This window comes from Flammeovirga kamogawensis (genome assembly GCF_018736065.1).
Lineage (GTDB): Bacteria > Bacteroidota > Bacteroidia > Cytophagales > Flammeovirgaceae > Flammeovirga > Flammeovirga kamogawensis.
Map to the genome: position 1 here is coordinate 4,617,101 of NZ_CP076128.1, position 16,842 is coordinate 4,633,942.

The 16,842-nt window shown below is 31.0% G+C and carries 13 protein-coding genes and 1 riboswitch; of the genes, 2 read left to right on the forward strand and 11 right to left on the reverse strand.

Translation table 11 applies throughout. The features are described from left to right. Nucleotides 1–52: 52 nt before the first annotated feature. The 7 genes from KM029_RS18745 to KM029_RS18775 all read right to left on the reverse strand — a co-directional run bounded on the left by KM029_RS18745 (nucleotide 53) and on the right by KM029_RS18775 (nucleotide 11,352). Nucleotides 53–2,023 carry a YgiQ family radical SAM protein gene (locus tag KM029_RS18745; protein WP_144074715.1) on the reverse strand — a complete coding sequence of 657 codons (1,971 nt, stop codon included), beginning with the start codon at nucleotides 2,021–2,023 and terminating at the stop codon, nucleotides 53–55. Nucleotides 2,024–2,312: 289 nt separating this feature from the next. Then, nucleotides 2,313–3,401: a lysylphosphatidylglycerol synthase transmembrane domain-containing protein gene (locus tag KM029_RS18750; RefSeq protein ID WP_144074716.1), complete on the reverse strand. Its 1,089-nt coding sequence runs from the start codon at nucleotides 3,399–3,401 to the stop codon at nucleotides 2,313–2,315. Between the two features lie 144 nt (nucleotides 3,402–3,545). Further along, nucleotides 3,546–5,594 (reverse strand): ATP-binding protein, encoded by a 2,049-nt coding sequence (locus tag KM029_RS18755; protein WP_144074717.1) that lies wholly within the window; start codon nucleotides 5,592–5,594, stop codon nucleotides 3,546–3,548. Beyond that, nucleotides 5,569–6,675: an FIST signal transduction protein gene (locus KM029_RS18760; protein WP_144074718.1), complete on the reverse strand. Its 1,107-nt coding sequence runs from the start codon at nucleotides 6,673–6,675 to the stop codon at nucleotides 5,569–5,571. Before KM029_RS18760 ends, KM029_RS18755 begins: the two co-directional genes overlap by 26 nt. 32 nt (nucleotides 6,676–6,707) lie before the next feature. Then, nucleotides 6,708–8,378 (reverse strand): S41 family peptidase, encoded by a 1,671-nt coding sequence (locus KM029_RS18765; RefSeq protein WP_144074719.1) that lies wholly within the window; start codon nucleotides 8,376–8,378, stop codon nucleotides 6,708–6,710. 23 nt (nucleotides 8,379–8,401) lie between these two features. Then, nucleotides 8,402–8,710, reverse strand: a complete 309-nt coding sequence (locus KM029_RS18770) for a HesB/IscA family protein (protein ID WP_144074720.1) — start codon at nucleotides 8,708–8,710, stop codon at nucleotides 8,402–8,404. Between the two features lie 167 nt (nucleotides 8,711–8,877). Further along, entirely contained in the window at nucleotides 8,878–11,352 is a 2,475-nt protein-coding gene (locus KM029_RS18775; RefSeq protein ID WP_144074721.1) for a muramidase family protein, read from the reverse strand. A gap of 892 nt (nucleotides 11,353–12,244) precedes the next feature. Between KM029_RS18775 and KM029_RS18780 the strand changes: the two genes are divergently transcribed. Next, entirely contained in the window at nucleotides 12,245–13,102 is an 858-nt protein-coding gene (locus KM029_RS18780) for a sterol desaturase family protein (protein ID WP_144074722.1), read from the forward strand. Here the strand turns inward: KM029_RS18780 and KM029_RS18785 are convergent. The 3 genes from KM029_RS18785 to KM029_RS18795 all read right to left on the reverse strand — a co-directional run bounded on the left by KM029_RS18785 (nucleotide 13,089) and on the right by KM029_RS18795 (nucleotide 15,517). After that, complete coding sequence (locus KM029_RS18785; protein WP_144074723.1) at nucleotides 13,089–13,433, reverse strand: hypothetical protein; 345 nt, start codon at nucleotides 13,431–13,433, stop codon at nucleotides 13,089–13,091. The genes KM029_RS18780 and KM029_RS18785 overlap by 14 nt on opposite strands. A 251-nt stretch (nucleotides 13,434–13,684) precedes the next feature. Further along, nucleotides 13,685–14,266, reverse strand: a complete 582-nt coding sequence (locus KM029_RS18790; RefSeq protein ID WP_144074724.1) for a PhnA domain-containing protein — start codon at nucleotides 14,264–14,266, stop codon at nucleotides 13,685–13,687. A 144-nt stretch (nucleotides 14,267–14,410) separates the two neighbouring features. After that, the gene (locus tag KM029_RS18795; protein ID WP_144074725.1) at nucleotides 14,411–15,517 is read right to left on the reverse strand and encodes a cytochrome-c peroxidase; all 1,107 of its coding nucleotides are present in this window, start codon (nucleotides 15,515–15,517) and stop codon (nucleotides 14,411–14,413) included. Nucleotides 15,518–15,667: 150 nt separating this feature from the next. After that, nucleotides 15,668–15,775: riboswitch (SAM-I-IV-variant riboswitch) on the forward strand. Between the two features lie 56 nt (nucleotides 15,776–15,831). On the opposite strand from KM029_RS18795, the gene KM029_RS18800 reads away from it, so the two are divergent. Beyond that, nucleotides 15,832–16,053, forward strand: a complete 222-nt coding sequence (locus KM029_RS18800) for a hypothetical protein (protein WP_144074726.1) — start codon at nucleotides 15,832–15,834, stop codon at nucleotides 16,051–16,053. A 6-nt stretch (nucleotides 16,054–16,059) separates the two neighbouring features. Here the strand turns inward: KM029_RS18800 and KM029_RS18805 are convergent, their stop codons facing one another. Next, nucleotides 16,060–16,614, reverse strand: a complete 555-nt coding sequence (locus KM029_RS18805; RefSeq protein WP_144074727.1) for a hypothetical protein — start codon at nucleotides 16,612–16,614, stop codon at nucleotides 16,060–16,062. Nucleotides 16,615–16,842 lie beyond the last annotated feature (228 nt).

Here is a 16,842-nt window from a genome sequence, read left to right on the forward strand (position 1 = left end):
TAGTTTTTAGATAAAAAAAGGTTGCTCTGAATGAACAACCTTTGTATTAGTATTACTTTCTTCTCTTTTTACTTCGACTTTTAACTTTGCCATTAGGCGTAGTAGTTGAGCTTTTTGTAGAAGAGAACTTACTTTTAGCTGAAGGGTTTTTCTTCTGATCACGCTCATCTTTTTTCATTTTAGCATGATAAGTTAGTAATTCTTCAGCCATTTTAGAGTTTCCTGTTTTACGCAGAGTATCTCTAATCCAAGCTTGATTTTCTTTTTTATACCAGAAGAAAAATTTATTCTGATCTTTTTTACGTCTAGGATCTTTAACAGTATTAACTGGCTTTAAAGTATAAGGATGTACTCCAGAATAATAAATAACTGTAGCAACAGTCATTGGAGTAGGAGTAAAATCTTGTACTTGCTCGAGTTGAAAACCCATTTCTTTAGTTTCTAAAGCAAGATTGGCCATATCTTGCATTTCACAGCCAGGGTGACTAGAAATGAAATAAGGAATTAAAGGCTGTTTTAAACCATGCTTTTTATTAACCTGTTCAAACTTCTTCTTAAACATATGGAAATACTTAAATGAGGGTTTCCTCATAATTCTAAGTACAGGGTCTGACGTATGTTCTGGTGCAACTTTTAGCCTACCAGGAATATGTCTTGTTACCACCTGCTCCATATATTCATTTAAACTTTTCGTCTCGTCAGCTTTGTTATACTCACTTACTAAAAGGTCATAACGAATACCACTACTCACAAATGCTTTTTTGATCTCAGGAATTTTATCTACTTTTCTGTAGAGTTGAGTCATTGCTTTGTGTGATGAATCTAGGTTATCACAGACTACAGGGTGAATACAAGAAGGGCTTACACAACGGTCACAAATAGATTGTACCTTACCTTTCATCTTGTACATATTTGCACTAGGCCCGCCCAAATCACTTAAATACCCTTTAAAATCAGGCATTTTAGTAACTTCGTTTATTTCTTTAATAATAGACCCTTCAGAACGACTTGCAATCATTTTACCTTGATGAGCCGAGATTGTACAGAAACTACATCCACCAAAACAACCTCTATGCATATTGATAGAGAATTTAATCATATCAAATGCAGGGATAGGCCCTTTATTAGCATATTTTGGGTGAGGTAACCTTGTATATGGTAAATCAAAAGAAGCATCAATCTCCTTCTCCTTCATTGTTTTATAAGGAGGGTTGATCACTAATCTTTTATTTCCAATATTTTGAATTAAACGATCTGCATTTTGTTTATTCGATTCTCTCTCGATAAACTTGAAGTTGGAAGCAAACTTAATTTTATCTTCCAAACATTCCTCATGTGATTTTAACTCTAAATTAGTCCAATGTACACCTTTTGGAATATCCTCTTCAATTGGTTGAAGTATGGCTGTTTGCTGAATTGTTTTTAAAGAGGTCATAGGAACTCCTTTAGCAACCAACTTAATGATTTGCTTTAAAGGTTGTTCTCCCATTCCATATACTAAAATATCAGCTCCAGATTCTTGTAATATTGAAGGCTTTAATTGGTCAGACCAATAGTCGTAGTGCGTAACACGACGTAAAGATGCTTCAATACCTCCAATTAGTACAGGTACTTCAGGGTATAATTCTTTTAATATTTTTGTATATACTACTGTGGCATAGTCAGGTCTATAACCTGCTTCTCCACCTGGAGTATATGCATCATTAGATCTTTTTCTTTTGGCAGCCGTATAGTGGTTAACCATAGAGTCCATACAACCTCCAGTAACACCAAAGAATAAATTGGGTTTACCTAGTTTTTTGAAATCTCTAAGATCATCTCTCCAATTGGGCTGAGGGACAATACCTACACGTAATCCTTCAGATTCAACAAGTCTAGCAATTACTGCAGCTCCAAATGAAGGGTGGTCGACGTAGGCGTCGCCAGATATTATTATTACATCTAAGCTATCCCAACCACGCAATTCCATTTCTTTCTTCGTGATTGGTAGCCAATCTGATAAGTTATTTTCTTTTTTTATCATAAGTATCAAGTTCGGTGGGCAAATTTCGGAAGAATGTAGTTAGGAAATGTAGTTTACTTGCATCTATTTATGAAATAACTGTAAATTTTTAATAAAAATGATTGATAATCAGTCATTTCGTGTGTTTTCTTTCAATAAGTTACATGTGTATTGATATGCAATAGTTAAAATTGTCTAAAAACACTGAACACACGATATTTGTAGTAGAAAGATTCTTTCCTGTTAAACCTATCAACCTATTATCAATAACTACTTTATTATTTGACAAGAACTAAGCTATTAAAAAAGCTTAGTTCTTTTTTGTTGCAGTTTTTTGTAACCATCTTGGTAAAATAAAAACGCCTATTAGTAAGTATGCATAATAGGTAAATAAACGCCAAAATAAAGCAACAACTAAAACGATTCCGCCATTAGAGAAGAACTGTTTAAAGAACTCACCAAAGAAATATTCTGCAGTTCCGGCACTACCAGGAGTAGGAGAAACAAGCATGACAATCCACATAACTATTTGTCTGCCAAATATTAAGAACTGATTATGAATATCTGTTGATGTTAGTGCAAAGATATCAATATGTAAAAAAGCGTTTATTAAGCAATTGAGCATTGCATAACGTGCACTCCATATAAAAACAGTTGAAGTGACCACTTTTACCCAATAACTTTTAGGATGTCCTTTTAATTCTTTTGCAGCAATTATCATTTCATTACCGCTTTTAACAGCACTTTTTCTCCACCTTTTTGTAAAACGAGTAGAGGTTAAAAACCAGAGGAACTTTTTAAATGATTTAGGACCAATAAAAAGTCCCCATGCCATTAATAGTGTATAGAGTAGAATTAGTGTTACACTAATTACAAACAACTGTTTTAAACCAAGTGTAAATCCAAGAATTTCTGCTGAGTAATTATTTGCAGGGAATATAGAACCTGGAAATAAAGCAATAACTAATAAGGATGCAGTTACAAAAAAGAGGTTATCCAGAACTGCAGTTAGCATCACAAAACTAAGTGCTTTACCAAATAGAATCTTTTCTTTATTCATAATAAAGACTGCTAATGTTGTTCCTCCAACAACAGAAGGAGTAACGGCAGAAGCAAATTCCCAAAGCATAATAACATAAAAGCTAGAATTCCAATTTAACTTCCTATCTGTAAGCTCTCTTATTCGGTACATGTATCCAAAGTCTCTACCAAATAAGACTAGAAAAGAGGCTAAAACCCACCAAAGATTTAAGTTTTTTAAATTATCAACTATCACATCATAGTTTATACTATCATCTGACGATATCATGTAAACTAACACACCAAGTCCTACTAAAATTGGCAAAATAATCTTAGTTGGACTAAAATTACTTAGCATTTTTTGCTGTTGTGTCTTCATTGACTTATCTATTGTTTAATCTTAAGTAGCAAAGGAAAATAGATAACTACATTAAGGAAAATCTGCTTTTTAATTATTAAGATGTAAAAGTAAAAGCATTATTTATTATAAAGTAATTTGCAATGATATTTTAAGTCAAAATTATCACTTTTTATAAATTAGCTGTAGTAGTTTTTGTAAAAGTATATCGGGGTCAAAAGGTTTGGAGGCAAAGTCATTAAAACCTTTTCTCTTTAGATTTCTAATCTCATCGCTAGCAACATCTGCAGTTAAGGCAATAATCGGAATATTTTGGAAATATTCACTTTGCATATTTCGAAGGAGTAAAGTAGCTTCAAAACCATCCATTATTGGCATCTGAAGGTCCATTAGTACAATATCAAAATCTAGAGCACCTGTAGTTAAAGCTTCAATTGCTTCTTGACCATTTTTAGCAACAATTGTTTCTGCTTCCCATCTACCTAAAAACTCTTTTGCAATTAAAATATTAAACTCATTGTCATCAACAAGTAATACTTTTTTATCTTTTAAATTTCCAGAAATCTCAGGTAACTCAGCTTTCTTTTTTGTAATACTTTCTTGGTCTGCTGCAATATCAAAAGGAATTGTTACAATAAATTCAGTTCCTTTTCCAACTTTACTATTTACTTCCATACTTCCTTCTAATAAATCAACAAGTTTTTTTGTAATACTTAAACCCAATCCTGTTCCACCAAATTTTCTAGTTGTACTATTATCAGCTTGCGTAAAAGCTTCGAATATTGCATTTATTCTATCTTCAGAAATACCAATACCGCTATCTTTTATAATAAACTGATATACAATTGTTTTCTGATTATTAAATGTGCTTTGTACTGAGAGTTCTACACCTCCTTTTTCTGTGAATTTTATTGCATTAGATAATAAATTTAATAGAATTTGAGATAGTCTAGTAGGGTCACCAATAATAAATTCAATAGGAGTTTTATTTAACTTTAAATTGAAATCTATATTTTTTTGTTCTGCATTATCAGAATGCATAGAAAATATATGCTCAAGAGTTTCGGGAAGGGAAAATCGAATTTTTTCTAAGCTCACTTTATGTGCTTCTAACTTATTGAAATCAAGTATTTCATTAATAAGGCGAAGTAAGTTATCAGCAGCGAAACGCATCATTTCTAATTTCTTAGATTGGTAGGTATCTAAAGCTGTATCAATTAATAAATTTATAGAACCAATTATAGAATTCATTGGAGTTCTAATTTCATGGCTCATAGTAGATAGAAATTCCATCTTTACTTGAGCTAATTTTTCAGCTTTTTCCTTTTCTTCTTTTAATTTTGTTTCAATACTTTTTCTTATTGTAATGTCCATACCATATATGTTTACATATCCATATTCGGGTATTGGTTTTACAGTTAAAGTATAATACCTACCATCAATTACTTGCTCATAAACTTTAATTGAATTTGTGCTTAAAGATTCGCTAAACATTTTGGAGTACACCCATTGTAATTCTTTAAAGTGATCCGCAATTTTTTCCGCAGGAGAATTTAAAAATAAAAGTTCTACATTATCTGTAAATCGAAGAACAGGGTAGGGGCTTTGAAGTGGAAATTTAGAAAGCATCATGATTTCATCACTCATAGCCTTCGTTTTATTTACTTCGTTTTCAAGTTTTAATTGATTTAGAGATGCAATTACAGATACTTTGAACCTGTCAAATACAACTCTAAGTTTCTTGGTTGCTTTGTCACCAATTCTATTGTCATCAATTATACAAGAGTATAACATCATACAGCCGAAATTATCGAGTTGATAGAGTAGGTATGTTCCTTCTTTAACGTTATGTGTGTTATTGATTAAATATTCTTTTTTTACTGAAAAGGATTTTATTTCTTCTCCTTGTGCTCTATTTATAAAATGTTCTACAAATTCAGTTTGGCGTTTATTGATATCTTTAATAGGGAATTGAATTGTTCGTACCCAATCATCTGCTTCTATATAAGAGGGTAAAAGACTTATTGATGCTTCTTTAATTGTTAATCCTTTAAGCCAAATATTAGCAGAGGAAAGACTTTTTCTACTGATTAATAGCTTTAAAAAGTTTTCGATATTTTGTTTAAAATCAATTGTCTTCCCTGTTTGCAAAGCCAATTCATACAACAGTATCATGTCTTGTAAGACATCATTTTTTGAATTTTGAGATAGCATTGATGACAAAAGTTTTATTGAAAAATTCGATGTATTGACCGTTTTCGTAAGAAGAGATTTCACCTAATGACAATGCCCCTTCTAATTTTATAGTGTTAAAAGTATCAATCAAAAGCTCATTAGTTTGCTTTAATGGAGCTGTATAATTTTCGCTCAAAAAGGATGCTCTAGAGAAACAATCCATAATAAAAGGTTCAATTTCTTGATCTGAATCTATATTTGATACAGCAAGTTTTGTAGCTTCTTTTGCAGAATTAATAATCTGTTCTGAATTAGATTTCATCAGATACAATACAGAATTTTCTAGTACATGACAGGGAAATTTAACAGCACCATTTGCTGTAATTTCAATTGGATCTCTAATAATATCTTCATGTCCTTCTTTAGAAATACCAATAGGATAAGCCTGAGCAAGAGGTATAAAATTTTCATTATTTACTTTTTCTCCAGTAAGCTCTTCAAGTACATTTTTATAGAATTCAGTAGCATTCTCCCAATTGAATTCTTCGATATATTTTTTTTCTGTTTTTGTAGCGATAATTGGCCCGTAAACTCGTTCCCACCCATGTTGTATTCCTAAATGGAAATCTTCTTCTACAAAGCAAAGAATTGCACAATCGCTAAAAAAACCTTGGTTTGTGAAAACTGAGGGTGCTTTTTTTAAAGGGATTGTTCCACAACCACCTCCAAAATAATCATATTTACTTCCGAGCTGATTGTATATATTTTCTATTATACTAACTATATTTTCTGACAGCCCATCAATAAATAAGAAGCAACTTTTGGCAGAATTTGAAATGGACTCATATTTTAAATTATTGTCGTTTTTAACAATATAAGGACCATCTTTTAAGGTGTATTTTTTAACTATTAGTCCTTGATTTATTCTCTCTGTCCCTGAAATTAATGAGGGAAATATACCTCCAAAACAAGTCATATTGTTCTGATTAAAAAGAGATATAAGCTGTGGTATTAGTTCAGCTGAAGATTCAGAAACTAAGAATATGTAAAGATCCTTATTTTTATGATCTTTTTTCAAAGTAGAAAGTATAGCACTAGCGTTAGTTTCTAAAAATAACATTTAATATTTTTTAGTTAATAATCGGATGTTATTTATCCTTCAGATTTTTTTTGAGTAGTATCTTGAGTAGCAAGACCTTTTTCTATTAACGATTTGGCTTCTTTAATCATAGGGTCTTTCGTATTTACAACTTTGTAATATCCTTCGTCACCCCACATTGCTCTTGCTACAAGAACTTTTATTCTATGTGTAAGATAATTATTTATAATTTGATCGTTGTGCTTTTTTCTTCGTTTTGTAATCCCATTTTCAACGCTAAATTTTTCTAACTCAGGAATTACACTAGTATCTTTATCAAAACTATTCATAAAATTATCTAATCCCTCTTCTTGTAGGCTAATGTATCTATCACTTGCATATTCTAATGCAAAATCTCTAAGCATGTCAGTATGCTCTAAAGTGTAATAATAAATACCCATTGAGGTAGTGTCAAGAGGAACGAAATTATCAGGAATAATTCCTCCTCCTCCGTAAACAATTCTATCTGCATCAGTTTTAAACTGAGGCATTTTGTCTAATTTAATACTGTCTTTATTAAATAGTTCACCACTTTTATAGCGTTGATTGATATCATCGTCATAAGAGATGCCATCTCCATAAGGTTTTTGAATACTTCGACCACTTGGAGTAAAATATCTTGAAATTGTTAAACGTAAAAGAGAATTATCTTTTAATCTAATTTGTCTTTGAACTAAGCCTTTTCCATAAGTTCTTCGTCCAACAATTACCGCTCTATCATGATCTTGTAAAGCACCTGTTACAATTTCTGAAGCAGATGCACTTCTTTCATTAACTAAAACAATAATAGGTCCGTTAAAATCAGGTCTTCTTACACTAAATTCCTTTTCTGTAAATTCTTTTCCTTTACCTTCTGTATAAACAATAAGATCGTTTTTTGGTAAAAGATCATCAGCAATTTTTACTGCTTGTCCAAGAAATCCACCACCATTATCTCTTAAATCAAGAACAAGGTTATACATTCCATCAGATTTTAAATTGAGGAGTGCATTATGAAATTCTTCATATGTTTTTGTTCCAAACTTTGAAATTTTAATATATCCCGTTTCCTCATCTAACATGTATGCAGACTCTACAGAAGGTGTAGGTACTTTACCTCTAGTTATTGAGAAAGCTAATAAGTCATTTTCTTTTTTTCTTTTGATACCTACATTAACAGTAGTGCCTTTTTTACCTCTTAACTTTTTTACAATTTCTGAATTGGTAATTAGTTTTCCAGCAATGGTATCTCCATTTACAGTAATTATTTTATCACCAGCACGTATGCCAGTTTTAATAGATGGTCCACCTTTCATAACTGACACAACTTTAAGCGTATCATCAATTACTCTAAATTCAATACCAACTCCTTCAAAACCGTCTTCTAATCTTGAGGCCATAACGTCGGCCTCAGTAGGAGGAACATATATAGTGTGTGGGTCTAAATCATCAAGAACATGGTCGATAGCTTTTTGTGTTAGATCATCAATATCTACGCTATCAACATAATATTTATCAACATAATTAAGTAGTTTTTCAAACTTTGTGGCATTAGAATCTACTGCCAAACGTTTTGATGTAATGTTTGGAGAACGCAAGTGAGTTCCGATAATTACGCCAATGCCAATAGACACGCCAATTACCAATGGAATCCATGCTTTTAATTCTAATAGGTTATCTTTTTTTGTTGATTTAGGTTCTGTCATGTTATGAGTTGAGTGCTAAAATATTACTGAGCAGTGACTTTGTTGAATACAAATCCGCGTTCATCTCTTCTGTCCTCAAAATCTACCTCTAAGTCAATTAGAAATAACATCTGGCGTTTATCAATTAAAACAGGAATACCTTTAGTTATGTACTCAACATCTGTTTCTTTTTTGGTATCAAAACCTAGTGAAAATGCTGCACCTCCACAGCCTCCTCCGCCTTTAACACCAATACGTAATGAATAACCTTCAGGTACTTTCTTTTGGCTTAAAATATTTTTGACTTCTTCTGCCGCTTGATCTGTAATGCTAATCGGATTATCGATCTTCATAGTTATAAATAATTTATGGACAAGATTGTTTAAATGCAAATGGAATACTTGCTAAATACTTAAAATATTGTACGAATCTCGTAAAATCTTGAAAGTTCACAAAAAAAAGAAGTATGTTTTCGTCTTGTATCGAAAACATACTTCTTTAAAAAATTCAATAAATAAGTTTAGGCAATTAAACCTTGTCCTTTATTTGGACTTTTTGCAGAACTAAGTTGACTATGTAACATGCTAGAACCTCTGTCAGCAACTCGTTTATCAGCACCACCTTCTTTATTTACTATTTCTTGAATTACTTCTTTTTCATCAATTCTAGTAAGTTGATCATAACTATGTAACCCTCTTTTTCTAGCAATAGTATTTATTGCATCAGAGAACATCTGTCCTGTTTTTACAATCCACTTATTAACGGTCATATCAATTGTAAAACCTAAGCCCATTGCAGAATTAATTATATCTGTAATAGGTAATGATTGTGAGAAACTACCTGTATTAATGGCTAATTTTATTCCTAAAGCAGGTTTAGCATATGCTTTTACAGCTTGTTCAATTTGTGCTTTTACAAGATCAGGGTGAAAAGCTGCTCTTATAAACGGACCATATAATTGATGATCTCCTCTTAATGCTTTTTCTGCTTCAATACCTTTAAGCTGACCTTTTCCAGGAAAATCGATAATAAGTTCACCTTGATGGATATCATTATTTCTTGTTGTATACGTAACATCGATACCCACATTTTGGAAAATAGATTTGAATAAAGCGGGCTGACTGACTTTCATTCTAGCAATAACGGGTGCTAACCCTCTACCTCCTCCAGCAAACTGAATAAAACCATAAGAGAAAAAGGCTTTGTCATAACTATTGATGGCGTCAAAATTTCCTTCATGACTAGAAACCACCTGCATTGCAGATGCTAATGTTGTAGAAAGTCCTACATCGGTATACACTTTTAATGGTACAGCAGAAGGTAGAGACTTTCCTATATAACCTACACCATCATAATATTGATTGTAACCACTACGAACAAAGTTTTTGAATTCGGCTACTTTAATTTCTCCTGTAATTGGGTGTGGGAATTTTAAAGTATACTTAGTGTATTCTCTTAAAAATTTGAAAGTGATATCGTTATTTTCAATCACTCCATAAGTGAATTTATTTGTACCCAACATTTCGGCTCTTGTAGCACTTTCTACCCACCAGTTAAGTTTGTATTTATTTTGTAATTCTTTTATTGCTCCTAATGTTTTAGGAATTCGACTACCAGGTACAACTCCACCACTTGACTGTGCTATAGCATTTGCATTCTCGTTATGATTCTTACTGAGAATACCTAACTGAATTAACCTATTTTGAATGGCTAAAACATCTGTAGAGTTCATTTTATATGATGCTCCAATAGTACTTTTAATACCATTTGATAGAGTAGCTTTACCGTCAACTTTTGTAAGTTGATAAATAGAACGCCCTTGTAAATTCTTTGTGTCACCAACTGATTTTGGTTGTTGACTTTCAGAAGGAATCATTAATTGTTGTCCTACATGTATTCTACCATTAGGTAAATGATTCGTATCTACTAATAACTGTGGGCTTACTCCAAATTTAGATGCAATTTTTGAAATATAATCACCTGTTTGAACAGTATATACTTGATAACCTTGCGATTTAACTATTGGAGTTTGCTTTACCTCAACCTCTTTTTGTCCTTCTGGTATTCTTAATTTTTGACCAACAAAAATAGTAGCATCAATAGCTAAGCCATTAGCATTTAAAATTAATGCTGGAGTTGAATTATATTTTTTTGAAATGGCATATAATGATTCTCCTTTCCCAACAGTATGAACTCTTCGTGTATCAACTTTTTTAACTTCTGGTTTAGGAGCCTGAATAGTTGGTGTAGAAGAAGAGCCACCATTTTTTACAATAAGTTGTTGCCCTATCTGAATAGGAGTTGTACTATTAAAACCGTTCAATTCTAATAGCCTTTGAGGGCTGATGCCAAAAAGAGAAGATATTTTATAAAGTGTATCTCCTTGTTGAACAGTATATACCTCAGAGGATTTTTTAACTGTTGTCACTCCATTATTTGACGAAGGAGTAGGGATTTCTATAGTACTTTTTTCCTCACCTTGTGTAGGAATCTTTAAAACTTGCCCAATATATATTGGTGTATTATCAGGAAAACCATTTTCTGCAAGAATTGCTTGAGGTGTTGTATTGTATTTTCTTGATATTCCATAAAGAGATTCACCTTTATCTACAGTATGTGTTTCTGTAGATGATAAATTACTTTTATCTTGTTCATGTACTTCTGTAGTACTTATTGTGTCTGTAGGTATTTTTAAAATTTGCCCAATATATAAACCTTGATTTTTGGTAAGGTTATTTGCAGTTAAGATGGCAGCTGGGCTTACATTATATTTTCTACCTATTGCGTAAAGAGAATCTCCTTGTTTAACTTTATAGACTGTTTTTGATGTACCTCCATTTTCATTTAATGTATCTTGACCAACTTGTATTATTTGACCAATTTGTAGAGATGGCACAGTTTTCCAATCATTAAAAGCTAAAAGTTCATTAGTTGTAACGTTATTTTCTCTAGCAATTTTATAAAGAGTATCTCCTGCTTTTACAGTATAATTCATATCAAACAGTTTTTGTCTATTGGATTAATTCAATAAGGATTAAATGATATATGACATAGCATTTATTTAAAATTCTTTTGAAAACATCATTTGTTATACAATTTATAAAACTCCATTGATTGTTAATACAAAAATGAGATTTATTATAAAGATGAGGAAAAGAAGTTGTCAATTTTTGGACAAAAAAAAACTTACTAGCTAAATGCCAGTAAGTTTTAATAATATCTACTGTGTGTTAAAATGGGAGTATAAAACTCCATTATTGTTATTGTAAGAGTAATTATCTAAGATAAATAAGCGCTCCTGTTGTTATTTTGTTATATATTAAAGCAACAAAATAGTTCTTAATAATGTCTAGCCTTTTAAAATGCTAATTGATAATTTGGTAAACTAGGTTATCTAAAAATTGGGCGTAATCATAAATCACCATGGATTGTTTATATTGAAACAACCTGATTTCTTGTGGTTTTAATTAAAGGTAATGTGCGATTGTAATTAAGATAGTAGTGAGAGTAATAGTTAGTAATTGGGTTGTATCTATAATTTAATAACTGTTAATTTCTGTGGTCATGTTATAAGAAACGGCACTTATAATAAAAGGTTGCAAATGAATGTTATCGATTGATTTTTTATTAATAAATGGGGAAATACATCACTCAGATTGTTAATAAATAGTGTGATTTTGGATGAAATAATAGGTTTATTTTAAGTGTAAATTAGATTATTAGAATACAGTTGCACTTTGTGTAGAATCTATTGTATTAATCGTGTTAATTTAATTTGTTTGAAAAAAAATGAACTATTTCTTTTCACTTCATTCAAAAGTCATTTTTAGCTTACATGGAAAATGTAATTTTAAGTATATTGTGAATCAATTTAACTAAAAACACACATGCAAACGCTAATTCATTATTTTTCTACAATGCCATCTTTACATAGAACTATCTTATTAGTGGCAGGAATAACTTTTTTTTGGATGCTTGAAGGAGTATTTCCATTATTTCAGTTTAAAAATATAAAATGGAAACATGCACTAACTAATATTTTCTTCACATTAACTACTGCAATTGTAAATTTATCTTTAGCTTTTGTAATGGTTAAAGTATCAGATTGGTGTGTTATTCATCATTTTGGTTTTATGCAATGGATGGATCAATTTCCAATTTCAATTACTTTAATTATTGGGTTAATGCTTTTTGATTTAATTAGTGCTTACAGTATTCATTATCTAAATCATAACATTAAGTGGTTTTGGCTTTTTCATATTATACATCATACAGATAGAAATGTAGATACAACTACAGCCAATAGACATCATCCCGGAGAATCAATATTGCGATTATTAGCTACTATTTTAGGCGTATTTTTAATTGGGGTTCCAATTTGGATGATCTTTTTGTATCAATCTTTATCTGTGGTATTATCGCAGTTTAATCATGCAAATATTGTTTTACCCAAAAAAGTAGACCGTATCTTAAGTTTAGTGATCGTTACACCAAATATGCATCATGTCCATCATCATTTTCAGCAACCCTTAACCGATACCAACTATGGTAACATTTTTTCTGTTTGGGATAGATTGTTTGGCACTTATGTGGAATTTGATAATAAGAAATTAATTTATGGAATAGATACACATATGGCTCCAGAAGAGAATGGACATATTGGTAACTTATTAAAAATTCCTTTTCAACAATATAGAGATATTCAAAAAATGAATAATGAGAAAAAGTCTTCTATTGTAAAGTAGAATTATTTACATATACAGAAGCTTCAATTTCTAAACATTCAATAAATTCAATCCAACTACTAGCTATATCAGTATTCTGGAAATTAAAATCATGAAGTAAACTTTCAATAGATTTTTTCTTATGAAAATTAGCCTTCGTGAGCACATTTAAATGTTCCCTATAATCAACATTAAAAATTAAAAGGGTATTTCTAATTACCTCCTGCATTGATTGAAAATTTAATGTAGGTGCAATTTCTTCTACAATTTCATGTAGAGTGTAATTGGTGTCAATATTAAACCTTTCAGAAGGCATATTATTGATGTAATTGTTTTTAGTTATGTCAGTCATACAGTTTTATGAGTATAAAGATTTTGGCATGAAATCTTATCGTCAATGCAAATAAATAAGAGATAGTTGAATAAAACAATAATATCAATCTGTTAATAACAAACCTTTAGTAAACGGATATAAATTAGTAAATATATACTTGGTTGTTAGTTTAAATGAATTTCAATCGGTTGTTTAAATTTCACATTAAAAAAGTGGTTCTTCAATTTTTAAGAAAAACCACTTTGAAATTATTGAAAAAGAATAAGAAATTAAGATGTCTTTTTAACATACTTCGTTAAAATGACAATATGCTGACTATTAACTCTACCTTCAATATGTTCTGCATTATCATGTACTAAAGTGATATTTCTAACTGCAGCACCTTGTTTTGCAACCATGCTAGAACCTTTCACTTTTAAGTCTTTGATTAAAACAACAGAATCTCCATTTTGTAAAATAGCACCATTGGCATCTCTATGAATCACTTTTTCACTTTCATCAATACCCTCTCCAGTTGCTTCTGCCCATGCTTGTGTATCTTCATCGAAGTACATCATGTCAATAAGATCTTGTGGCCAACCTTCAGATTTTAAACGAGAAAGCATACGCCATGCTAGAACCTGAACTGCAGTGTTTTCATTCCACATACTTTCATTTAGGCATCTCCAATGATTTGCATCCATTTTTGTAGGATCCTCAATTTGCTCTTGACAAGTTGAACATAAATAAGCATTATCTACAGCATCTTTTGAACTCTTTGGAGCAACTGCAAAAGGAGATAAGTTTTCTGTAGAACTACAAAGTTCACAAACAGAACCACTTCTTTTTTGAAGATCTTTTTCTAGACTCATTGGTTATTATAGTATGAAATGTGATAGAAGAAATATCTGTCCATCACAATTAGTGATCAATTTTAAGCAAATTTGCACAAAATAAATGAGCTATGGTAGGGCATAAACCTTTATTTAAAATCTAACTTAATTTTTAAGAAGCATTTAATCTTTAAAAGGATCAGAGAATGCAGGGTTAGTAATAAAATCATCATCTGTTAACATGTGTAGAAAAGTTATTATTGCTTCTTTTTCTGTATCTGTTAAATGTAACTTTACTGGGTCACCAGGAAAGATTGGCTCATTACTGGCCTCTCTAATAAGTGGGTCTAATGTGTAACTATCTTTTATATGTTGATCATAATGTTCTAAAACTTCTTCTAATGTAGAAAACCGTCCATCATGCATATAGGGTGCTGTTAATGCAATATTTCTTAAAGTTGGAGCTTTAAATTTACCTTCGTCAAACCGATTATTTGTAATTGCCATTAAACCTTTTTTGATAGTATTATCATCATCAAGTCCGTTATTATGAAACCCTCTGAAGCTTATTGGATCTCCAGAAGTCAACACACCTAAATGACAATCGCCACAATTACCACCTCTTAACTCTCCTGCAATTGGATGTGTTAAAAATAAATCCATACCTAATTTCTCTTCTGGAGTAGGTTGATAAGTGCCTTTTATATATTTATCATATTTTGAATTGGAAGAAATTAATGTTCTTTCAAATTGAGCTATTGCTTTTCCAATTCTATCAGCTGTTACTTCAGACGAGCCAAAAGCAAGTTTAAATAAGTTGGAGTATTTATCGTCAACACTTATTCTTTCAACTGCCTCTTCAAGTGTTAAATCCATTTCTAATGGGTTTTCTATTGGCCCTAGGGCTTGTTCTTCAATACTACTTGCTCTACCGTCCCAAAAAAAATGACTGTTCCACATCAAATTTGTTGTAGACATACTACTAAAATCACCAATTAATCCATGAATCCCTTCAGCCTTTGCAAGGCCGTCTGTAAATGCTTTTTCTTGAATATGACAACTACCACAAGAAATAGTGTGATCTCGCGAAAGTTGCTTGTCATAAAAGAGCATACGTCCTAGTTCAACACCTTTTGTGGTTAATGGATTTGATTCGGGAAGTGTATATTGTTTTCCAAAATGAGAAGGAATATCTAAAGTGTATGGGCTATTCTGTTCTGAAATAGGGTCTTCAGTACAACTTAAACAGAATAAAAATACTATTAATAATGATACGATTTTTGAAGGCATTGTAGAATAGGTTTGCTACTAATGTACAAAAAAATATTATTTAAAAGGGTGATTTTAACCCGTGTTGTAAAACTAAATAATAGTTAATAGGTGTTGTTAGTTTGGTTTGTAAAATGAAGTTATGTAATCTTGCAACAAGAAATAATTATTTCTAAACATCAAGAACCTTTTTCATAATGATTAGGGTGCCAACCGAGCAAAGCAAGCCACGGTGGCGAAATAGATGTGGTCTGATTCTAGACAAAAATAACAGAATCCCCCTTTTATATTTTTGATGTTGAGCTTGCAGTTTTTTATTACAAAAAAATAGAATTATGCTCAATAAAAACCCTTTTGATTTATCTCTAGAAGAATGTTATCAAATTCTGAAATATCAGTTTGCAACAAATAACGAAGAGGTTAAGTTTAGAAGTCTTACAATGCTTCAGGCTGAAAAACTTCTTGGTTTAAGAAATAATAAAGATCACTCAATACCTAAATTATATGGTAATGCATTATTAGAAAAAATTGAAGAATCTATGTTAGTTGAACAGTAGAGTTTTTTACAGTAAAGGAGTGGTGTAACAAAAATCTAATACATTAGAAGGAGAATTTTTATAGGAAACAGAAACATTATCCTTTGGAGGACATTGTTTAATAATTTTTCTCAATTTTAATGAGAGAGCTGACATTTGTTTCTTTGAAAACGCATTGTACCCATCTTTTTTATCACAAAGGCCAATAATAACTTTTACATTATTAGAAATTTCTATGGGGAGAAGAATTGTAGAAAACCATGGTAGTCCATTTTTTTCTCTTTTTTCATCAAATAAGAAATGAATTTCTTTTATAGATTTTGCAATGGGTAAATACCTGTTTGCAGGCGAGGGAAGAGTTGTGCGAATATTATTAGGTAAAGGTGATGAGTTTGATCTATTACTTTTAGATTCAATAAGAGTAGAATAACTAATTATTTTTTGATTTAGATCTACAATACCTATAAACCCGTATTTACTCTTTGTTAAATCTGTTACTTTAGATAATATCTGATTTAATAAATGGGTAGAATTTATAGTTGAATCAAAGGTGTCTGGAAGTGATTGTATTAATTGATTCAATGGGGTAAAAAGGGCAGAATCATAAGTCATCAATAAAGTGTTTTAAGGGTTGTAATTCTAATTACGTAAATATTAATTAGACGAACGATATTGATGATTAAACAGGTATGTAAGTAATTGTATCAATATTTAAAATACTAGTGTCTATAACGATTAGAATTTGTTAAGCATAACCGTAAGATCTTTTTTTAATGCAAAAAAGCAACACTATTAAGGCTGCTTTTTTGA